Source organism: Pseudomonas sp. EA_15y_Pfl1_P101 (assembly GCF_963970835.1).
Taxonomy (GTDB): domain Bacteria; phylum Pseudomonadota; class Gammaproteobacteria; order Pseudomonadales; family Pseudomonadaceae; genus Aquipseudomonas; species Aquipseudomonas tritici.
On record NZ_CAXAPA010000015.1, the window covers coordinates 78,937 to 100,365 of the forward strand.

Below are 21,429 nucleotides of genomic sequence, written 5' to 3' on the forward strand. Positions count from 1 at the left end.
TACACCCCTCGGGGGCCTGTTCAGGCCCCCGGAACCAGCTTGCGCCCCAGGTGCGTAATCAAATAGGTCACCGAGTCCGCATTGGCCAGAATGATGTCCATCCTTCGGTCCGCATCGCTCATAAAGATCTGCCGGGCATCGTCCAGCGTCCTGGCGCCGGTGAGATTCAGAATCTTGTCACGCGGTTTGGTCGAGCCCAAACTTCCTACGTCCTCCCATTGAAGTGAAAGGTCGTCCCATGTTTTAAACAGCATGGTGGCAGGAGTCAGCACTGACAGCGCGGTGCGTTGCAGGTTGGACAGCGCGGTATGCTGTCGCAGGCCGTCCGCCGTACCCCGGCTGATCAAGTCGGCAAACGGGCGCATGGAGTCCAGGTAGGCGATATCTTCAGTCTTCGAAACCAGATGGCTTATCTCATGGATCAGGGTTGCTGCCCTTGCATGATCGTCAAGATCGAACGGCGCGTTGAGATGACCCCGATAAGCGTCCATGTGCGTATTGAAAAAGTAGTCGAGCAAGTAGATTTTCTGCTCTGGGTCTGCGGGTATTACAAAAGCATAGGTGTTGGTCGGCGACCAACGGGCCGCGCCCGTGACGAGTCGGATTGAATCTGGCCTGATCAGGCTTTGCTGGGTCAAACCCTTGGTAATCTCGGCGACACGTTTCTGAATTTTCGTGACGTGCGCCGTATTGAAAGTGGGCATGCCGAACATTTCGGTCAAGAAGCGGCCTACGCGCGAATCCGGATCACGTTGCTGGGCAAAGTGCGCGAGATTGCGTTCACACATGACCGCGTAGTAAATCGCGACGTTGAGCGCGCGGTCGATGCAGTAGGCTTTTCCAGGATGGAGTGCACGGATCGCCGGCATTCCCACCGCTTCAATATTCATCGAACTGCGCTCGACTCTATAGGTGACGACCCGTCCTTTGAAACGCGACACTGCGGGACCGAACCGCGGTTCTTGTGCAGAAAAGTCCAACACCCAGCCACCCTGTGCGTTGCGCTCGACAAACGGGCCCAGCACCTGCGCCAGGCGCACCCGCCAGCGTGCGCCGGCTCTTTCGACCGGGTACACCCGCCCGGCCACCGGCACATAATGATTGCCGCTCGGTGTGACATAAACATGCTGCGACGGATCTTGCTCCAACTGCGCCAGCGACACTGTCACGTCTTCAAAGCACTGCATGCGGGTACGCACCGGGTTTGTCACGTCCAGTGTTGCACTGGTCGTCACAGGGGCAGGGATACTGTCCGGCAGATCCGTGGCTGGCGATGAAAGCAACGGCTCCAGTAGCTCATCGAGTTCCTCGCGCAATGAAGCGAGTGTCCCCAATCCCTGGATGAATCTGAGCAAGCCTGCGCCGAAATGCTGTTGCTGCAAGGCCTCGGCCGAAGCCTGGAACAACTTGAAACTGCGCCACACGACCAACGGGAATTGGAGCTTGCCCGCAATAAACTGCGCTGCCATGGGGATGCCCCTGCGTAACAGGCCGGTGACCCCGTCCCACTGATCTTTACTCCCGCGTTCGAATTGGCAGGCGAGCATTTTGATCAACTGCGCCGTGTTGTCATCGAATAGCCGCGGCAGAATATTGCGCCTGATCGGGTGTGAGGCCAGCCTGACCTCCTGTGTGTCCGGGGCGGCCGGTTGCTGGAACAGGTTGCGGTATATCGCCTGGTCGGGATCGCCCAACTGCCGGATGATCCAACCCTGTAAAGGGCCGGGGCGGTTGATCTGAGTGCGCAAGCTTTCTTCGTTGGTGTATTCCGTGAGCACGCGAAAAGGCGCGTATGGCGCGTAGAGCACCCGCGGGCCGGTCGCCGGCGCCTGCGGGCCGATCACGTAGACGCAAGGGACGGTCACCGGCGTCGCGCCCGGGGTAGCGATCAGTTCCAAGGGGTGAATCCTTGCTGCTGCCCCGTTGACCTTATCCCGCGCCTCGGCATCCGGCATGTCGAAAATTTGCTGGATAAAGCACCAGGCCGCAGCACTCAGGCGCTCTTCGAGTTTTTCTTCATGGGCGTGGCGCAGCACCTGCCAGGGTAATTGACGGCAAAACAGGGCGCGACGCTGTCGGGCATCGTCGGTATCGGCGGCGAGGTGGGTGGTGAGCCATTCGCGGTAGGTTTTAGCAATATCCAACTGGCGGACCAACTGCACCACTGCCGTGCCGTCCAGTGCTAGCGGCAGGGTGGTGGTGTCGCGGGCGGTGGGGGTGAGGTTGTCGGCGTTCGGTTCCGGCAGGTGGCGCAGAGCAAAGTCGGTCAGGCTTTGGGCATGCCCGTCGAGCAGTACGCTTGCCGGTATCTGGATGTTTTCCGGGTCCAGGGCGGCGTCGGGGAAGCGCGCCTTGAGCAGGCCCGTCAAGGTGCGGGCAACGTGTTCACGCAAGGTAGGTACGCTGTGCAGGTAGTCCTGATTGTCAGGCGCGCTGAGGCGGTATTGCTCCAACAGTTCGGCGTGCAGCAATTGATCCTCGGCCGAAGCCATACCCAGCCACACTGGCAAGGCCTGCTGCTGAACCATTGCCTGGGCGATGGCACTGGCGCGCTCCAGGTTCGACGGCGCCAGCTGTCGCATTTGCTCATCCAGGCGGTCTTGCAATGGCGTTGGCCCCAGTGGCGTGGCGAGCCAGTAGTCGATGGCGTCGAGGTGGTAATCCAGGTAGCTCTGCTGGCGGTTGTTCAAAAAATGTTCGTCGATGCGTTGCAGGGGCCCGAGGCGATAGACCTGATGGGGCGCGCGAAGGCTCATGGGCAGGTTAAGCAACAGCGGCAAGCGCCGGTCGGGTTGGGTCAGGCGCAGTTCAAGGGATTGGCGCAAGGCGTGCACTGAGGCGAAGGGCTCAAGACCCTGCTGGGGTGTCCAGAGCACGACGTTACCCGAAAGCTCAGGGTCGATGCCGCCGCGCTGCGTCAGTGCAAAACAGCTGGCCAGGGGGTGGGCTCTTTTGTCGTCGCCTAGGGTCAGCGTCAAGCTGTAGGCATCCGGCAGAAAACCCTTGAGCCCATGGCGCTTGTCGCGAGTCATGCTGTCGGGCCGCAGGACCGCGTCGAGAATCGCCTGGTGGTCGGGGCTCAATGTCTTGTTGAGCAGCCGCAGTTCGGCCTCGCTGCGCAGTCCCTGCATCAGGGAAGCGTTCATTTCGTTGCGATGACCTTCCAGGAACAGGCGCGGCAGGGTGCGTATGTCGTGCTGTATAAAAGGGCGCATGGCCTGTTCGATGACCGTATTGAAAACACGGCTGTTCAGGTTGTTCCAACGCGTGGCGGTCCCGCTGCGGCGAGCGCTGTAGAGACCGATGCGTGGCGAGTCGCCGACAGGGTCGGCAACCTTTGCCAGACGCTCGACGAGATGATCGACCATGCTTCGTGAAGATTCAGGGACACGGTCCTCCTGTTGCTGCGCTTCAGTGGCGTAGGTGTTGGCGAATACATCCGTGGGGTCCAGGTCCAGTAGGTGTAGGGCCAACGCCGTCTTCAGGGCATGTAAAGCCAAGCTGCGCAGAGTGGGATGCTTCTGGCGTTGCGCCATCAACGCTTCCTGAGCCGCGCGCAGTGCTACCCGCTGTTGTTTAGCGCGCTCCGCCTGAACCGTCGAGGGCCGGCCGTTGCCGCTGGTGGCTGGGTGAAGGCTCCAACGTCCTTCGGCTTCCAGGGCCAGCAGCCGGTGGTCGAGCATGTGGCGCAGGTCCAGGGCGCAATCGAGCAGCGCTGCCAGGTCTGCTGCACCGTCGTTGCGGCGAAAGAGCGCGAGTGCATGGTCCATGTTGCTCAATTGCTTGCTGGCAATGTCCTTGACCATCCCACCGAACACACTTTCGGCCACAGGCAGCCCGCTGACTTGCACCGCATCCATGCCCAGGTACAGGCTGCGCTCGTCCAGGGACAGGAAATTCAGCAACTCGTCCTCATGCCCGGCGGCCTTGAGCATGCTCAGCAGGACGTCCTTCAGGTCGTCAAGGTTCTTGAGCACTTGCAGCCCGCGCGTCTGGGTGTAGAGGTAGGCATGCGTGTCGTTGATCAACAAGGTTGCAGCCAGCTCAACATAATGTTGATAGGGCGCATGAATGTTGACCTTTTCGATCCGCAAGGGCGCATGCCAGGCGCTGCGTGACGCCTTGTCGGGGAGGAACACGGCACGCAGTCGATGGGCTTCCTCGGACGTCAGAATAGCGTTCTGGTGCTTGAGCAGCAGGTCGGCGCGAAATTTGTCACTCATTACCAGGGCAAACAAATCCATGCGCGATTGGTTGCCGCCGATATCTTCATTCCACCACGTCTGCAACAGGCTGCTGAGCAGCGTGGAGAAGACGGCAGCGGTTTGTTCTACCACGTGCTCCCACTGCGCAAGTTCCTGTTTGAGCGCGTTGGCCGTCATGGCGCTTGTATCGTGCTTGGGGTGGGTGAACGCGCGCGTGTGGTTGGCCGGCCACCCCTGTTTCAGGTAGTACTGCAGCAAGGTCTCATTGAGGGTCGCCGAGCCCACCCATCGGGTCACGGCATCACCGCTGTCCTGCGCTGGAACCAGGAAACTATTGACCAACGTCTGTTGCTGATCGAGCTTGGGAAAGTAAGGGCGCGCCATGACGCCCAGCAGTTTGTCGAGCATTGAGGGCAGGGTGGGGAGCTTGCGTAACTCCTCGAGCATGCGTTGCACGTTACGTTTCTGGCTTGCCTCAATCGTTTGTTCCTGGTCCACAAAGACGATGCCCGTAACGGGTGCAGCAGTCAGGGTAAACGTGCCATCGAAGCCACAATCCTGACGCTGATCAATAGACAAAAAACTGACTAAATCAACGCGCAATATATTGTTTGTGAGGCGTTCCCTAATTTCTGCAATTACGGAGGCGCGGTTGTCGAATACCTCGATTCCTCCGTAAGGACTGTATAGCAGCGCCTTTTTTTCGTCAGGGGACGGGCTCATCATAAACACGCCGGCCAGCGGTATTGCAGATTCCCCAAGCCTCTCAATCACCAGTTTTTCAACGGCCATAGGCGACTCACGGCTCTGGCGCACGGCGTCGGTGGGGGTGTAGATCGTCATCAGCCATTCGAGATCCTTCAGGGTCAAGCCCAGCGCGCGCTCTCTGTCTGAAGGGTATTTGCGAGTGATCGGGCGCAGGAATTCATCGAAAAAATACGCGGGAGTTACGCTTGCCATGGGTTGCTCTCTCAGGACCAGAGGGGTGTCTCGAGCGCCAGATTAGATAGCGATGGTGCCGTTGCAGCGGTAGATAGCTGATGCAAACACAACGGGTCTCGCAAACGCTGATTGACAGCAGGCGCACGCCGCGTTGTTTAATCACAGGCTCGAGTCTCCCGTCTTGTTGCCCCTTCCAATCATAATTCGGAGCTTCAGATGTCTACGCCGTCCAAGGTCGTTGAGAGTTCCAATGTTTCCATTAGCTTCAGTGCGCTGGTGGCTTTGTTGCAACAGGTCTTTGAGCGCCATGGCACCTCGCCTGAGGTGGCTGCGATCCTCGCCCACAATTGCGCCAGCGCTGAACGCGACGGCGCCCACAGCCATGGCATTTTTCGTATTCCCGGTTATCTCAGTACCCTGGCCAGTGGCTGGGTGGATGGCCGTGCGGTGCCGCAGGTTACCGACGTGGCCTCGGGGTTTGTGCGGGTGGACGCCGCCAACGGCTTTGCCCAGCCAGCCCTGGAAGCTGCCCGTGCACTACTGGTGGAAAAAGCCAGGAGTGCCGGGATCGCCTTAATGGCGATCCATAACTCCCATCATTTCGCGGCCTTGTGGCCGGATGTCGAACCGTTCGCCGAGCAGGGGCTGGTGGCGTTGAGCGTGGTCAACAGCATGACCTGCGTGGTGCCCCACGGCGCCGACCGGCCGTTGTTCGGCACCAACCCTATCGCCTTCGCAGCCCCACGCGCCGATGGTTTACCTATCGTATTTGACCTGGCCACCAGCGCTATCGCCCACGGTGACGTACAGATTGCCGCGCGCAAAGGGGAGCGTTTGCCTCCGGGCATGGGTGTTGATGGGCTGGGTCAGCCGACTCAGGACCCCAGGGCGATTCTTGAAGGGGGCGCCCTGTTGCCGTTTGGCGGGCATAAGGGGTCGGCGCTTTCGATGATGGTCGAACTGCTGGCCGCGGCGTTGACCGGCGGCAACTTCTCGTTTGAATTCAACTGGTCCGATCATCCGGGAGCGCGTACGCCGTGGACAGGGCAGTTGTTGATCCTGATCGATCCCAGCAAGACCGCAGGGCAGAGCTTCGCCGAGCGCAGCCAGGAGCTGGTGCGACAGATGCATGCGGCAGGGTTGCGGCGTCTGCCGGGAGATCGGCGGCACCAGACGCGGCTCAGGTCCGAGCAGGAAGGGATCGTCTTGGACGCTGAGGAGTTGCAAGGCCTGCGGGCTTTGGCCGCCGGCTGAACAGGCTGCGCCATGGGCGCAGCCTTTAATGCATCAGTTGCGACGACCCAACAGCAGGCCCACCACCAGGCCAAAGCCTGCGGAAATCGCAACGGTCTGCCAAGGGTGGCCACCGATGTAGGTTTCGGTGGCATCCACCACTGGCTTGCTGCGTTCACGCACGTTGGATACCGAGTCCAGCGCTTGCTTGAGCTTGATTGCAACCTGCTCGCGCAGGGTTTCACCTTCCTCGCCAACCAGTGAGGCACTGCTCTTGAGCAGCTTGTCCGATTCTTCGATCAGCGATTGCAGCTCGCTGAAGGCTTGGTCCTTGATTTGCTCTTCGACAGCTTGGGCGGCGGTTTTGCGGGCCATTGTGTGACTCCTTGCGAGTGAATATGACAGTGAACAATGGAGTATTGGGCTGCGGCAAAAGTTGCAGTTTTTTTCCGAAGCGTTGTCCTGCGTAAAATCCGAATCAGGAAGTTTCGACCTACAGTGTAAGATGTCGTCTATTTGCGCAGCAGGAAATTCAACATGAGCTTCAATCTCGCCAACAAGACCCTCGCCGAACGTGCCGAGCTGGAAGATGAAAAGTCGCGCCTCTATGACCTGTGGCAAAGCAACCTGGGCAAGGCCAAGGGCGAGGCCGCGCGGTTGTTCGGCGAGCGCGCCAAGCGCAAAGGCAAGTGGGCAGAATGGGTACGTGCGGAACTTGACGGTATGTCGCCGCCAGAGTTTTCCAGCATGGTGCGCAGTGAGGTTAACAAGTTGATGGCGGCGACCAAGTAAAGCTCGCCACAATCGCTTCACGCACCTTCAGCAACAGTGGATCGAGCTGCGCCTGGGTTCGCCAGCCCAGCTCGATCGGGTAGCGCGGCAGGGCCAGCGGGCACGCCAGTACGCGCAAACCGGTCATGGCGCCGATGACCTCGGCGGCGTGGCCGGGGATGGTTGCAACCGCCTGACTGCCCTTGAGCAAAAACGGCAGCGCGGCGAAGTGGCTGGTAGACGCACACACCTGACGACTGAGCCCCTGCGCCGCCAAGCCCTCGTCGGTGATCCCGATAAACCCGCCTGATGACACCAGCACATGCTCGCGGGTGACGAACTCGTCCAGGCTCATGCTTGGCTGGTCGGCGTCCACCAGGCAGCGATAATCACCTTCCCCCAGCACTTGGCGACTCAGCCTGCTGTGCGCGAAGCCGCCTGCGGTAATCGCCAGGTCCAACGTGCGATCAAGCAGCGCTCCGGCCACGATCTGGCTGTGGGTCTGACGGAAAATCACCCGCAGTCTCGGCGCGCGCCTGGTAATTTCATCCATCAGCCGTCGGCCGTAGGCTATTTCGAAGTCATCGGACAAGCCCAGCACCACGGACCGGCCCTGATACTGCTGATTGTCCGGATTAACCATGGCCAGGCTCTGTCGGCAGCGGTCCAGCGCTTCACTGATCAGCGGCTTCAATTGGTTCGCCCGCAAGGTCGGCGCCAGGCCGCGTCCGGTACGCACGAACAATTGATCGTCATATACCTCGCGCAGGCGCCGCAACCCTGCGCTGATGGCCGATTGTGTGACGCCCAGGCGCAATGCCGCGCGGCTGGCGCTGGACTCATCATGCAGGGCTTCAAAGGTTTTCAGCAGGTTCAGGTCGACCTGGGCGATATTCATTTGGCTCATATCATTCAGCAGTGAAGGGGGCTTTATTCATGATCGAGGCTGGCGGGAGAATGGGCAACCCCTGACTTCGGAGTGATCGTGATGCCTGTATCGACTGTGGCGGCCCTGCAAATTGGCTCCTTGCCGGGTGGCAAGGCTGAAACCCTGGCGCAGATCCTGGCCTATGAAGACGAAATATCGCGCAGCGGCGCGCAATTGGTGGTGATGCCCGAGGCATTGCTGGGTGGCTATCCCAAAGGCGAGGGCTTCGGCACGCAGCTGGGGTATCGCCTGCCCGAGGGGCGGGAAGCCTTTGCCCGATATTTAGCCAATGCCATCGATGTGCCGGGCGCCGAGACCGAAGCGCTGGCCGGCCTGTCGGCGCGTACCGGTGCCAGCCTGGTGCTTGGCGTGATCGAGCGCAGTGGCAGCACGTTGTATTGCACGGTGTTGTACTTCGAACCGGCGGGTGGCTTGGTCGCCAAGCACCGTAAATTGATGCCTACCGGCACCGAACGACTGATCTGGGGCAAGGGCGATGGCTCAACCTTGCCGGTAATCGATACGGCAGTCGGGCGCATCGGCGGCGCAGTGTGCTGGGAAAACATGATGCCGCTGCTGCGCACGGCGATGTACGCCAAGGGTGTGGAGGTGTGGTGCGCACCGACAGTGGACGAGCGTGAGATGTGGCAGGTGAGCATGCGTCATGTGGCTCATGAAGGGCGCTGCTTTGTGGTCAGTGCGTGTCAGGTGCAGGCTTCGCCCGAAGCGCTGGGGGTGGCGGTTGCCAATTGGCCGTCGGATCGCCCGTTGATCGCTGGCGGCAGCGTGATTGTCGGGCCGATGGGCGACATTTTAGCGGGGCCTTTGCTGGGTAAGGCGGGGTTGTTGACGGCGCAAATCGATACGGCTGACTTGGTGCGGGCGCGGTATGACTATGACGTGGTGGGGCACTATGCCCGGCCGGATGTGTTCGAGCTGACGGTGGATGAACGCGAAAAACCCGGCGTGCGCTTTATCACGGACTAAAGTGCCATTCCTCGCCACGGGCCATGGCGGGCAGGGCGATCTGTTCCAGGTAGGCGCGTGCACCATTGGCCGGGTAAGGCCACGGCACCAGGGCGGTCTGTCAGCAATACAGGCTGCATGGCGTTTACCAGGTGACCGTATTCGGCAGGTCCAGCGTGCCACGGTCGACAAAGCGCATCGTACCGAACAAGCCACCCGCCAGTTTGCCCCGCAGCACGTAGGGCAGGTTGTTCAAGCTTTGGGTCTGGCTCAGGCCCAAGGTCTGGCGCAACACGGAAAACGCTGAAACACTCACCGGCACCATCAGTACCGTCTCGGAAAAACGAGGGATAGACCCGCTCTGATCACTCACCCCAGATGCCAACGGCCGGCCATTGACCTCCAGATCCAGGGCCACGCCGTTGTAGTCAATCGCCGTTTCATTGGGGTTTTGCACCCGCAGCTTCACGGCAAAGCGTACTTCCAGATCCTGGCTTTGCAGCGGTTCGATGCCCACCACGTTGATGTTCACCGGGTCGCGATTCGGGAACAGCGCGCAGGCGCTCAGGGTCAGCAGCAGTAGCGATAGAACCATGAGCTTGCGCATATAACAGTGCTCCTATTTCGTGACGTCCGGGTCCTGCATCACCTTGAGGGTAGAGGACTCCGGATCAAATTCATCTTCTTCCAGCTCTATGAACTCTTCCGGCAGGAAAATGTTCAGCAGGATTGCACAGAATGCGCCCACGGTGATCGGCGATTCGAAGATATTGTGCAGCGCCTTGGGCAGCTCGCGCAGCACTTCCGGCACGGCGGCAACGCCCAGGCCCATGCCCAGCGAGATCGCCACGATCAACACATTGCGTCGGTGCAACCCGGCTTCGGCAAGGATCTTGATACCCGCCACCGCCACGGTGCCGAACATGATCAGGGTCGCGCCGCCCAATACCGGCTTGGGCATCAATTGCAGCACCGCGCCGATCATCGGGAACAGCCCCAGCAGCACCAGCAGGCCGGCGATAAAGTACGCCACGTAGCGGCTCGCCACGCCCGTGAGCTGGATCACGCCGTTGTTCTGGGCGAAGGTCACCATCGGCAGGCTGTTGAAGGTGGCCGCCATCGCCGAGTTGAGGCCATCGGCCAACAGACCGGACTTGATGCGCTTGATGTACAGCGGGCCCTTGACCGGTTGTTGGGAAATCATCGAATTGGCGGTCAGGTCGCCCGCCGCTTCCAGGGGCGAAATCAGGAAGATCACCGCGACCGGGATAAACGCCACCCAGTCGAACGAGAACCCGTACTTGAAGGGTACCGGCACGCTGATCAACGGCACCTGTGGCAGTGCCGCCAGGTCCACACGGCCCATCAGCCAGGCCACCACGAAGCCCAGGGTCAGGCCGATCACGATGGACCCCAGGCGCAGGAACGGGTTGTTAAAACGGTTGAGCACCACGATGGTCAGCAGTACCAGCGCTGCGAGGCCCATATTGCTGGCGGCGCCGAGGTCGCTGGCGCCAAAGCCGCCGGCCATGTCGGTCACCGCGACTTTGATCAGTGACAACCCCATCAAGGTAATGATGGTGCCGGTGACCACCGGGGTGATCAGCTTGCGCAGCTTGCCGATGAACTGGCTCAGCACCACTTCGATAAATGCCGCGAAAAAGCAGATGCCGAAGATCGTCGAGAGGATCTCATCCGTACCGCCGCCCCGGGCCTTGACCATAAAACCCGCGCTGAGAATCACACTGATAAAGGAAAAACTGGTGCCCTGCAGGCACAATAAACCCGAGCCAATCGGGCCGAATTTGCGTGCCTGCACAAAGGTGCCGAGCCCCGACACAAACAGCGCCATGCTCACCAAGTAGGGCACTTCGCTTTCCAGGCCCAGCACGCCACCGACGATCAACGTGGGCGTAATGATGCCGACAAAGCTGGCCAGCACATGCTGCAACGCGGCAAAAATCGCCGCGGTGAAGTGTGGGCGATCATCCAAGCCGTAGATCAGGTCGGATTTATAGCGCGGGCGGGGGGCTTGAGCGTCAGACAAAATGCGGGCTCGGGTCAGAAAATGGAGGCGCAGGATGCCAGAAACTGACAGTCGTCAGAAGTGTAAAAAAATATTTATAGAGTTACGAAGGTGCGATTACCGGCGTTATTGCCGTTTCGGTCGCTTGCGCATTGCTCACCGTGCGGCTCGCCGCTCACCCGAAGCATCGTCACGCCGCTGCCTTCCGAAGCGTCCGGGCAGTCCAACCAGGCCGCGACCGGTTGATGGATATCGTCGGTGCGATCCAGACCATGGCCCAGGACTTGCAAAATACCGCCGTGATGATCGAAGCCCTGGCGACTCAGTCTGCAGCGGGTGCCAACCAGACCCGCGCGGCCAGCCATGAGCTGTCGCGCCTAGCGGTGGATTTGAATGGGATGGTGGCCAGATTCGTTATCTGATTTGGAATACGGTCAAAACTGTGGGAGCGGCGGTGCGACGATTCGACTTGCTCGCACCGCCGCTTCCACATTGGTTTTTGTGTGCCAGGGGTTACTGCTGCCAGGCAGTGGCATTCACCAGGTTCTTGGGCTTTTCCCCTGCCAGCGCCTGCAACAGATTATCCACCGCACACGTGGCCATCGCCTCCCGTGTCTCATGGGTCGCTGAGCCGATATGCGGCGTGGCCACCACATTGTTCAAGCGCAATAACGGCGAATCGTTATTCAGCGGCTCGTGCTCGAACACATCCAACCCTGCCGCCCGAATCGTGCGCTGTTGCAACGCGTCGATCAGCGCCGCCTCATCCACCACTTTGCCCCGCGAGATATTGATAAAGATCGTCTCCGCGCCCATCAGTGCAAACGCCTCGGCGCCAATCAATTTCTCGGTTTCAGCGGTGAGCGGTAAGGTCAGGCAGACAAAGTCGGCCTGTTGCAGCAAGTCGTTCAAGCTGCGGTACTGCGCGCCGAAGCGTGCGTCCACCGCCGGCTTGGGCGAGTGGCTGTGGTAGATCACCGGCATGCCAAAACCAAAATGCCCACGCTGGGCCAACGCTTCGCCGATGCGGCCCATGCCGATGATGCCCAGGGTCTTGCCATGCACGTCGCTGCCGAAATGCGCCGGGCCAATGTTTTTGTTCCACTGGCCGGCGCGCACCATATCGGCCAGTTCGACCACACGCCGGGCCGTCGCGAGGATCAGTGCAAAACCCGTGTCGGCGGTGGTTTCGGTGAGCACGTCCGGGGTGTTGCTGAGCAGAATGCCGCGCCTCGTCAGGTAATCGATATCGTAGTTGTCGACACCCACCGACACACTGGCGATCGCTTTCAACTGCGGCGCCAGATCGAGCAGTTTTGCATCCAGGCGCAGGCTGGCTCCCAGCAGGCCATGGGCACCGGGCAGGGCGTCACGCAGCTTGGCCAGGCCAGCGTCATCCAGCGCTTCGATCAGCGTGACGTCGGCCTTTTCATGCAGGCGCGCCATCAGCGGCGCGGACAGTTTCTTGTACAACACGACAGACATTTTCATGAGGTCTTTACCTTCAACTCCAGGGTGGGCGCCGGCGAGCGGTCGCTGGCGCCGGGCTTGAGTAAAATCGTCAGCACCACCGCAAACATCAGCGCGCCGCTCATCAGCAGGTACGAGGCGCCGGGTGAACCGGTGCTGCTATTGAGGTAACCCACCAGGTACGAACCACCGAACGAACCGAGGGCGCCCATGCTGTTGATCAGTGCCATGGCGCCCCCGGCGACGTTGGCCGGCAGGATCTCCGGGACGATGGCGAAAAAAGGACCGTAGGGCGCATACATGCAGGCGCCGGCAATCACCAGCAAGGTGTACGACCACCAGAAGTGTTCGGCGCCCAGTACGTAGGATGCGTAGAAAGCGATGGAAGCAATCAGCAGCGGCGGCCACACAAAACGCTTACGTTTTTGCAGTTTGTCCGACCCCCACGAGACTACGAGCATGCCGATCACCGCCGCCAGATACGGCAGCGCCGACAGCCAGCCGGCCTCGACCATGTCCATCTGCAAGCCGGCCTTGAGGATCGACGGCAGCCACAGCACAAAACCGTACACGCCGATGCTCCAGCAGAAAAATTGCAGCGCGAGGATGATCACCTTGGGCGAGCGAAAGGCTTCGGCGTAGTTCTTCACCGCCTTGATGCCGACCTGTTCAGCGGCCAGCGCGGTTTCCAGGTCCTGTTTCTCAGTATCGCTGAGCCACTTGGCATTCTTTGGACGCTCATCGGCCAGCTTCCACCAGATAAACGCCCATAGCACCGCCGGCAGACCCTCGATGATAAACATCCAGCGCCAGCTGAAATGCTGTACCAGGTAACCCGATACCACCGACATCCACAGCATGGTCACCGGGTTGCCCAGGATCAGGAAGGTGTTGGCGCGGGAACGTTCGGCACGCGTGAACCAGTGGCAGAGGTACACCAGCATGGCCGGCATCACCGCCGCTTCCACCACGCCCAGCATGAAACGGATCACGATCAGCATGTAGGCGTTGGACACCACGCCGGTCAGTGTAGCCAGGCCTCCCCACAGAATCAGGCTGACGAAAATCAGTTTTTTAACGCTGCGTTTTTGCGCGTAGATCGCGCCCGGCACCTGGAAGAAAAAGTAGCCGAGGAAAAACAGCGCACCCAGCAACGACGACATGCCCGGGGTGATCATCAGGTCTTCGGCCATGCCGGAGGCGGCGGCGAAGCCATAATTGGCGCGGTCCAGGTACGCCAGGCTGTAGGTGATAAACACGATAGGCATGATGTACCACCAACGGCGGGTGGCGAGTTTCACGGTTTCCATGGAGTTGCTCCTGAGCTTGTTGTAGTTGTGGCAACAGGTATTGGGTTACGCGACGGATCGGGTGGGTAACTCTGAACGGGTGGGCAAACCCTCCATGTCGCCACGGCTCTGCACGGCGCGGCTGCCGATCCAGTTACCGCGCCGAACCGCCTCGGGGAAGCTGAGGTTTTCCAGCAGGGCGCTGATCATGCCCACGGCAAAACCGTCACCGGCGCCGACCGTGTCCACGACCTTTTCCACCCGCACGGCGGCGACAAAGCCTTGGTCCATCTGGGTACGGTAGTAGGCGCCGTCCGGGCCGAGCTTGATTGCCACGGCTTCGGCGCCCTGGTCGAGGTAGAACGCGGCGATGTCGGCCGGGTCATCGAAACCGGTGAGCAAGCGGCCTTCACTCAACCCCGGCAGTACCCAGTCAGCAAGACCCGCAAGGGCGTTTATTTCGCGGATCATCGTGTGTTGGTTGGGCCACAGCGACGGGCGCAGGTTGGGGTCGAACGACACGCTACGTCCGGCCTTGCGCATTTGTGTCATCAACTCGATGGACAGCTCGCGCGTCGCCTCAGACAACGCCGGCGCAATACCGGTGGCATGCAGATGGCGGGCTTGCAGCAAGGCAGGACTGATGGCCGCGATGGACAGATAGCTGGCCGCTGAACCCTTGCGGAAGTACTCCACCTGCGGATCATCGCCGGCTTCTTCGCGCGACTTGAGCTGAAAACCCGTGGGGTGCAACGTGTCGACCGCCACATGCTGGCAATCGAGGCCTTCTTTCTTCAGGGTGTCGACCACAAAACGCCCGAGGGAATCATTGCCCACACGGCTCAGCCAGGCCACGTTGAAGCCCAGGCGCGACAGGCCAATGGCGACGTTGCTGTCGGCGCCCGCGATGCGTTTATGGAATTGGGCCACGTGGGCCAGGTCGCCGGTTTGCTCGGCGACAAACATCGCCATGGTTTCACCAAACGAGAGGATATCGATCTCAGACATGCGCATTCTCCGCACGAGGTTGGCCCAGCAGGGTGAGGGCGGCGACTTGCTGCGCGGTGATTTCGATCAAGTCATCACCTTGCAGCGGAAATTCCACGGCCCGGGTAATACCTGGAGTCATGTGCTTGAGCAGTTGTTCCCACAGATGCAGGTCGGTGGCGCCAGGCGGCAGGGCGACCAACTTGCCATCGGCGCGACGGGCCACAGCCTTGCAGTGCAGATAATCCACATGCCGGCCCAGCAGGCGTGCGGCGGTAAGGGCGGATTGGTCCTGCCATTGCCAGTTGCCGATATCGAAGGTCATTTTCACCAGCAGGCCGAGGCGTTCCACCTCGCTGAAGAAACGCTGCATTGGCTCGATTCGGCCGCCGTGCAGGGTCTGGTCGTTCTCTACCAGCAGCTGGACCGGGTGGCGGGTGAGCAGGGCGTGCAGGCTTTCCAGGTCGTTAGTGTCGGTGAAGTAGCCGAGGGAGACTTTTAGCCAGCGTGAGCCAAAAGCCTGCGCTCGGTCCAGGGTGGCGGGGAGTTCGGCGTTCGGTTGCGCGCGGCCGGCGACCCAGAGTTCCAAGGGCGATGAGAATACTGACTCCAGCCGATGCTGCGCAGCCGCATGGGCCAGTTCGGCGGGCTGTTCGTGGGTTAAAAGCTCTTCACGCCACTCGATGCGCTGGGCGCCTGCGGCCGCCAGTACCTCGACAAAACTCGATTGGCCCTGTTGGCGCACCAGGCCGGCGCCGTAGCTGGAAAGGCTGATAGAGACGGGGTATTTGTGCATTGTTGTTTACCTCTGAAACCGGTTTCATTTTTGTATGCAAATCTTGAAATGAGAGTGGCGTAGCAGCTGTCGAGCCCCGGCGAGGCTGCGTCAGCGGTGTCTCTGATGTACCGCCGACGCAGCCTCGCTCGGGCTCGACAGTTGCTACGGGGTGGTTCCTGGTTGAGGCTGGGTTGAGCCGCGAATGATCAGCTCGGGAACAAAATCCACGGTGCGCGTCGGCTCGGTATCGCCGCGCAGGCGCTTGAGCAAACAGTCGAACGCCGTGGCGCCAATCGCCTCGGTCGGCTGGGCGAGGGCGGTGATGCCAGTGCCCACCAGTGGGTACCAGTCCAGATCATCCAGGGCGATCACGCCAACATCCTCGAACAGGTTGCAGCCCAGGCGCTTGAGCGCACGGGTACAGGCCAATGCGGCGACGCCGTTGGCGCAGAACAACGCTTTGGCGCCGGGTTTGGCAAGAAAGGTTTGCAGATGGGTTTCCAACTCGCTATCGAGCTCCAGCACCGCACCGGTCAACGCCGGACGGCTGGCAATGTGTGCGTTGAAACTCTCCAGGCGCTCCAACCGCGAACTGGTGCCATCGGTGGCTTCGCTCACCAGTAGCACATTGCGGTAACCCTGTTGCTCCAGGTGTTCCATCGCCATACGCACCGCCGACGGGTTGTCCAGCCCGACGAGGTCGCTGTGCAGCGGCTCGACCTTGCGGTCCACCAATACCAGCGGCATTTCCCGTTGCAGTTCCAACAGTTGGTCGAGGTGATGACCGAGGGTGTTCACGATCAGCCCTTCGATGTTGTACGAACGCAGCGCCGCCAGGTGCTGGCGCTCCTGTTCGTCATCGCGGTCGGTATTGCACACCACCAGGCTGTAGCCGTGCTGGCGGCAAGCGGTTTCGACGCCGTGCATCACGGCAATGGAATAGGGGTTGCGGATATCGGCGACCAGCATGCCGATCAGGCGCGTGCGGCCACGCTTGAGACCACGGGCCATCTGGTTAGGGCGGTAGCCGAGGTGTTCGATGGCTTGCTCGATGCGCAGGGCAATGGCATCGGAGAGCAGGGCGCGGTCGTCGCCGATAAAGCGTGACACGCTGGCCTTGGACACTCCGGCGCGCTCGGCGACGTCGAGCATGGTAACGCGGCTGCGCTGGGCGGCGGAAAAAGGGGTCACTGTGTCAGGCCTTTCTTATTGGATGAGTGACAGGAGCTGAAACCGGTTTCAGAAAACACCAAGTGAAGGGGGGCGTCAAGCGATGGAGAAAAAATGTTGGGGACGTCGATGGAAGGGAAACGACGAATGGGCCGATGAACCTGTTAATTCTGACAGTAGTCAGGAAAGGGCAACGGGCGCTTAATTGTGCTCAACCAATCAGCTTCTTACAGGGAGCGCACACCATGTCTGGAAAGGAAAACCCTGGCAACAATCTATCGAGGCGCAACGGTGTGTTGGCGCTGGATCCCTTTGCCGAGATTGTCGGTGTGCCGGTATCTGATCCGGAAGGCCTGATCGTTATCCCCTATCGCGAGATGCCTTTGGTTTGCTGGATCAAGAAATGGGTGCCAGGCCCCTCGCTGCTAAGGGACAACACGGTGGAGTTGATTTGGCGTGTTAACGGTGTCGAGGCGGTTGCGGATTCACGCGTGTTCAATAAAGCCGATTACTTAGCGGAACCTGACCCATTTTCGTTGTCCGTACCCCGCAATTTCATGCTGTATTTCGACGCTGTCATTGAGCTGCTGTATCGAGTGAAAGAGCCCGGCAGTCCCGATGTGAATTCCCCCTTCAGGACATTGAGGGTAGATCGAAACCCGCCGACCTTTCTGCTTCCTTCCGATGGCCCTAGATTTGTTGACCCAAGCATCGCCGCCACAGGCATAACCGAACAAGTGCTCGCTGACAATCCGTGCATAGAGATTGAGCTCCCCGCCTTTGTGGCCCGAGCCAAAGGTGACCAGATTTCTATTTATCTGTCGAAGGTGACACCGCCGTTCCCATTGATCCATACGGTTATCAAGACCCTCGATTTTACCGATGAACCTTTGATCATCTGTGTCGATCGAGACTATTTCCGAGCCCTGCCTAATGGCACGGTTTACATGACCGGCCGGGCCTATGATCGGTCAGGAAACTTCAGCCCTTTGACGGCCTCCACGAGCTTTCCCGTCAGCTTGATCCCGTCCCCTAGCGGCCTGCTGGCGCCGGTCATTCGACCCCCTGCCTACCTTGACTTATTGCTCAAGAGAGACGATGCACGTGCAGGTATTGCCGCTCAGATACCCGCACCTCAATACCTCGGATTCATGGAGGACGATAAGGTAGTGATGGTCTGGAACGGGCAGCGCGTACTGCCACCGCTAGAAATCACCGGTTTTCCGTTTTCTGTAACGATTCCCTGGAGCATTTTGCGCCAACCCGGCCCCTTGGTCCGTGAGCAGGTACCTGTGCAATATGAGATACACCGGCCGGGAAGACCCACTCCATTCCTCTCGCCTATCGACTTTTTCTGGCAAGACTGGACCCTCGCGGGCCAAGACCATGCCGGTGCGCCGGCCAAGCTTAACCCTACGCTTGCAAAAGTTCAGGTCATCGGCAATGGGTCGGGGTTGATCAACGAGCTGGATCAGCGGGACCGGGTGTTGGGTGCCAGTGTCTGGGTGCGTTTGTACGTCGATCCCAAACCGGGTGAAGTACTTGCCCTCTATTATGGGAGCAGAGGGCCGCTCGCGTACTACACCGTGCAAACAGGCGATGCGCTCGATCAACTGGTTCGTTTTGTACCCGACATCTCGGGCACGGATATTGTTGCAGAGGGCAATCACTCCGCATTGCCGGTGTTCTATACCACCACCAATGGCGTGAATGAGCAGCAAGCGCCTGAAACCCCGGTGAATGTGCATGTCGATCCGTTGTTTGATCTTGACGCGCCGGTGATTGCCCATTCGCTGCACGGTGGGGCCCGAAATCTGACATGTGAGTCGCGCCCTGCCATTTGTCATGGCGTCCGCTGGACCGTACCTATCGACTCACGCATGCGGGTTGATGACGAAGTCAGATCGTTTTGGCAGGGCTACAAAACCATTAATTGGGAGCAACCGATCTTAGGTACAGAGTTTGAAGGGCGCGAGCCCATCACGCCTGAGCACTTGATCAATGGAATGTCGATTGTGGTCTTGCCATGGGACACCAAGATCGAGCCGATGCGCAGGTTCGCTTCGGCCACAGCAGAATATTACCTCTACCGGAACGGCGTGCTGATTGGTCATTCATCCATCGGGCGGGTGCGCATAGACCGAGTGTTCCCTAACTCCGAAGAGCCCTGCCAACCCGGTGATCACGGCTTTTGTGATGGCGCAGATGTGCAATGGCTTGAGGCACCGGAGCGCTCGCCTAGCGGACAACTGGGCAAACTCAATGAGTTGATTGATAAGTTGATAAAGCTCTTACAGGACGTTAAGAAGTTTAAGTAGTAGCGACGTGATGTGGTGCTGACGCTTGCTCGCGATCGGGTGTGGTCTGAAGGGCAGTGGTGCGGGTGTTTTAAGTAGTCAGGCATTCACCGTGTCGTACGCTTTAAATAGGTTCGCCTCGTCACCGGGGCGAGTTATCGATACTCGTGTGTTCAACTATGGTGAGTAATTGACATGAAAAAGAAACTGGGTCCATTCGCGCAAATAAAAAATAAAAATACGATTACTGCTGTGCCTATTACACTTGCAGCAGCGGTGCCTCGAGGTTATGTTGATAACACTCTGTACCCGGGCTTATTGACACGGGAAGCGGTCGACGCTTCTAAGTTACTGCTTGATGTGCCCACATGGTTTCCTCCGTCCTCCGTTACTAATCCTTCTACGCGAGATGATCATATTGATGACATTGGGGATTTTCAAAGCGGGCGTTTTCGGTCGGAAGAACTCATTGCGGCGGGCCCTTATGTAGCGGAAATTCCCCAGAACCGGTTGACCCAGGGAACCCACACCTACAAGTATGCAGTGTTGAGGAGTATACCGGGTGGTGGGATAAACAAGTCTGGCTCCGCGACAACAACCTTCATCGTCAATCGAATTGCACCCTTTGATTCAGCAGGTATTAGACCGTTCCCCTTGTTGTTGCCCGCAGGGCATTCCGGTCCTCTGACTAAAGCGTATTTTGATGCCAATGGTGGCGTGGCAAAACTTCGGATTCAAGATTACGACGCTCAGGGTGCGCATATAGGAGACAAGTGGGAGCTGTTGGACGGTCCCAATGGGTCAGTGGTTGCAACCGGTAATGTCTTCCCCGATGAAGTAGTGCTATTGACCGAGGCTCAGGCCGCGCTGTGGGAGGGCGCGAAAGACATTTATTACCAACTGCGGACTATTGAGGGTAATGTCAGTGGCGTCTCCCTCGGGCTGCCCGTGAGCATCGCGATTCGTCCCGCCCCGATTTTGAAATCTCCAGGTGTCAAGTTTGCCGTCAACTTAGTGGGCTCAGGCGACCATCTGCTCGACCTGGATGATACTGAAGCGGGGTCGGGAGCGCTGATCATCATCCCTAATTATGATACGGATCGTGTGCGGGACAATATATACATCAGGCTCACCACCGCCCATGGCACTCGCCAAGTCGGCCCGCTGCCAGTGGGGTCGACCGTATTGCCCGGGGAGTTCCCTGTCGACTATCCGGTACTCGAGTTTTTGTATGGCACCGCCAGTTTTGGGCCCATTGCAATGAGCGTCAGCTATGCGGCAGAACGCGGAGGGGTGTTCTATTGGATCGCTACGGCCGACGAAGTCACTGTTGAACTGGACTTGTCCGATGCGGGTCCCGTGAACCCAGACAGACCTACTCGGCCTAATAGGAATCTCCTACGTCCGATATTGACGGGGGCGGGGTCAGGCTTGACGAATCAACTGGATGGCCGTGACAAGGGACTGGACGCGCCCGTCAAGATTCCTTTGTGGACTGTTGCACCATTGCCTTCCGCCAGGGCGTTCACCATTCATCTGTATTACTCGGGTGAAAGGGTTGCCGTTATCCCGGTCGACAACTTGAACCTTCCGCCTTCCGGTGTCATTGATACGAGGGTGCCGTGGCCGAGCATTGCCAAATATGGCAATTCCCTGGCCGGCAACCCTCTTCCATTGCATTATGAACTTGTTACTACAGGCACCAGCAATAGAAATGTTTCACCCGCTCAAGGCATTGATGTCGCGGCAAACGTAATCTCCTTCGATGCACCGACTGTAGAGGGGGCGGCTGTAGCCGGCGGTGTCACGATCATTGCCTGTAACGCAGTCAAAAATGTAACTCAGACCGGTGGTTATGTGGAGGTTAATGTTCCGCCGAGCTCGAGTTTCGCTTTAGGTATGATTATCCCAGTGTCGTGGCAGGCACACAGCAATGATGCCGGTAACATGCCAATCGCTGCGGCTTCGGGAATTTTCAATCATACGATAACAACGACCAGCGAGATCGCGTTCGGTTTCAAAGTTCGCATCCAAACGGGAGCGATGTATATCAAGCCAATCTACGACTACATGACGGATATGGGGTCGGTACGCATCAAGTATTCGGTACCCATTGTGGGAACCACGCCTGTGGACTCTGCCGAAACGCTTGCGTTGGTAAGGACTTATCTTTCCGGCTCGACACCGACTTATTGCGACGGCTCTCTTTGGCCTTAGTGATGCTTGGCTTGAAGAGGAGCAGAGGTGCTCCTCTTCAAGCCCCATTAATACCCCTCCGTCATTGCGCATTACATCTCAGATAAATCCTACATATTCATTCTTCCTTTCTCTCTAGTCTGCGGCCCCTCAAGGCCTGCTCCTATCTCG

General features: G+C 59.2%; 16 protein-coding genes and 1 pseudogene. 6 read left to right on the forward strand and 11 right to left on the reverse strand.

Annotation, left to right across the window (positions count from 1 at the left end; all coding sequences use genetic code 11):
• Positions 1-20: 20 nt before the first annotated feature.
• Positions 21-5,165 (reverse strand): dermonecrotic toxin domain-containing protein, encoded by a 5,145-nt coding sequence (locus tag AACY36_RS22045; RefSeq protein WP_339497566.1) that lies wholly within the window; start codon positions 5,163-5,165, stop codon positions 21-23.
• A gap of 198 nt (positions 5,166-5,363) precedes the next feature.
• Here AACY36_RS22045 and AACY36_RS22050 point away from each other — a divergent pair, with 198 nt between their 5' ends.
• Positions 5,364-6,401 carry an Ldh family oxidoreductase gene (locus AACY36_RS22050; RefSeq protein WP_339436723.1) on the forward strand — a complete coding sequence of 346 codons (1,038 nt, stop codon included), beginning with the start codon at positions 5,364-5,366 and terminating at the stop codon, positions 6,399-6,401.
• A gap of 33 nt (positions 6,402-6,434) precedes the next feature.
• On the opposite strand, the gene AACY36_RS22055 is transcribed toward AACY36_RS22050, so the two are convergent.
• Positions 6,435-6,755, reverse strand: coding sequence for a DUF883 family protein (locus AACY36_RS22055; RefSeq protein WP_339418395.1), 321 nt, complete (start codon positions 6,753-6,755; stop codon positions 6,435-6,437).
• 162 nt (positions 6,756-6,917) lie between these two features.
• Between AACY36_RS22055 and AACY36_RS22060 the strand changes: the two genes are divergently transcribed.
• Positions 6,918-7,172, forward strand: coding sequence for a hypothetical protein (locus AACY36_RS22060; RefSeq protein WP_339418397.1), 255 nt, complete (start codon positions 6,918-6,920; stop codon positions 7,170-7,172).
• Here AACY36_RS22060 and AACY36_RS22065 read toward each other — a convergent pair.
• On the reverse strand, positions 7,144-8,058 hold the full coding sequence (locus AACY36_RS22065) for a LysR family transcriptional regulator (RefSeq protein ID WP_339428019.1): 915 nt from the start codon (positions 8,056-8,058) through the stop codon (positions 7,144-7,146). The genes AACY36_RS22060 and AACY36_RS22065 overlap by 29 nt on opposite strands.
• 81 nt (positions 8,059-8,139) lie before the next feature.
• On the opposite strand from AACY36_RS22065, the gene AACY36_RS22070 reads away from it, so the two are divergent.
• Positions 8,140-9,066: a carbon-nitrogen hydrolase family protein gene (locus tag AACY36_RS22070; protein WP_339497567.1), complete on the forward strand. Its 927-nt coding sequence runs from the start codon at positions 8,140-8,142 to the stop codon at positions 9,064-9,066.
• Here AACY36_RS22070 and AACY36_RS22075 read toward each other — a convergent pair.
• From AACY36_RS22075 to AACY36_RS22085, 3 genes and pseudogenes are all read right to left on the reverse strand, one after another.
• Positions 9,062-9,160, reverse strand: a pseudogene (locus AACY36_RS22075) (GNAT family N-acetyltransferase); the annotation flags it as partial. The gene AACY36_RS22070 and the pseudogene AACY36_RS22075 sit on opposite strands and share 5 nt — an antisense overlap.
• Positions 9,161-9,190: 30 nt before the next feature.
• The gene (locus AACY36_RS22080; RefSeq protein ID WP_025857294.1) at positions 9,191-9,652 is read right to left on the reverse strand and encodes an LEA type 2 family protein; all 462 of its coding nucleotides are present in this window, start codon (positions 9,650-9,652) and stop codon (positions 9,191-9,193) included.
• Between the two features lie 12 nt (positions 9,653-9,664).
• A complete protein-coding gene (locus tag AACY36_RS22085; RefSeq protein ID WP_339418401.1) occupies positions 9,665-11,092 on the reverse strand; it encodes a nucleobase:cation symporter-2 family protein in 1,428 nt (475 codons plus the stop codon).
• Positions 11,093-11,316: 224 nt separating this feature from the next.
• On the opposite strand from AACY36_RS22085, the gene AACY36_RS22090 reads away from it, so the two are divergent.
• A complete protein-coding gene (locus tag AACY36_RS22090) occupies positions 11,317-11,493 on the forward strand; it encodes a hypothetical protein (protein ID WP_339497596.1) in 177 nt (58 codons plus the stop codon).
• A gap of 91 nt (positions 11,494-11,584) precedes the next feature.
• Here the strand turns inward: AACY36_RS22090 and AACY36_RS22095 are convergent, their stop codons facing one another.
• From AACY36_RS22095 to AACY36_RS22115, 5 genes are all read right to left on the reverse strand, one after another.
• Positions 11,585-12,562 carry a 2-hydroxyacid dehydrogenase gene (locus AACY36_RS22095; RefSeq protein ID WP_339436722.1) on the reverse strand — a complete coding sequence of 326 codons (978 nt, stop codon included), beginning with the start codon at positions 12,560-12,562 and terminating at the stop codon, positions 11,585-11,587.
• Positions 12,559-13,851, reverse strand: a complete 1,293-nt coding sequence (locus AACY36_RS22100) for an MFS transporter (RefSeq protein WP_339497568.1) — start codon at positions 13,849-13,851, stop codon at positions 12,559-12,561. Before AACY36_RS22100 ends, AACY36_RS22095 begins: the two co-directional genes overlap by 4 nt.
• Before the next feature lie 45 nt (positions 13,852-13,896).
• A complete protein-coding gene (locus AACY36_RS22105) occupies positions 13,897-14,838 on the reverse strand; it encodes a sugar kinase (RefSeq protein WP_339497569.1) in 942 nt (313 codons plus the stop codon).
• Positions 14,831-15,613: a sugar phosphate isomerase/epimerase family protein gene (locus AACY36_RS22110; protein WP_339497570.1), complete on the reverse strand. Its 783-nt coding sequence runs from the start codon at positions 15,611-15,613 to the stop codon at positions 14,831-14,833. Before AACY36_RS22110 ends, AACY36_RS22105 begins: the two co-directional genes overlap by 8 nt.
• Before the next feature lie 144 nt (positions 15,614-15,757).
• Positions 15,758-16,786 carry a LacI family DNA-binding transcriptional regulator gene (locus AACY36_RS22115; RefSeq protein ID WP_339418407.1) on the reverse strand — a complete coding sequence of 343 codons (1,029 nt, stop codon included), beginning with the start codon at positions 16,784-16,786 and terminating at the stop codon, positions 15,758-15,760.
• 224 nt (positions 16,787-17,010) lie between these two features.
• Between AACY36_RS22115 and AACY36_RS22120 the strand changes: the two genes are divergently transcribed.
• Both AACY36_RS22120 and AACY36_RS22125 read left to right on the forward strand, forming a co-directional pair.
• On the forward strand, positions 17,011-19,083 hold the full coding sequence (locus tag AACY36_RS22120; protein WP_339497572.1) for a hypothetical protein: 2,073 nt from the start codon (positions 17,011-17,013) through the stop codon (positions 19,081-19,083).
• A 174-nt stretch (positions 19,084-19,257) separates the two neighbouring features.
• Positions 19,258-21,279: a hypothetical protein gene (locus AACY36_RS22125; protein ID WP_339428016.1), complete on the forward strand. Its 2,022-nt coding sequence runs from the start codon at positions 19,258-19,260 to the stop codon at positions 21,277-21,279.
• The last annotated feature ends 150 nt before the right edge of the window (positions 21,280-21,429 follow it).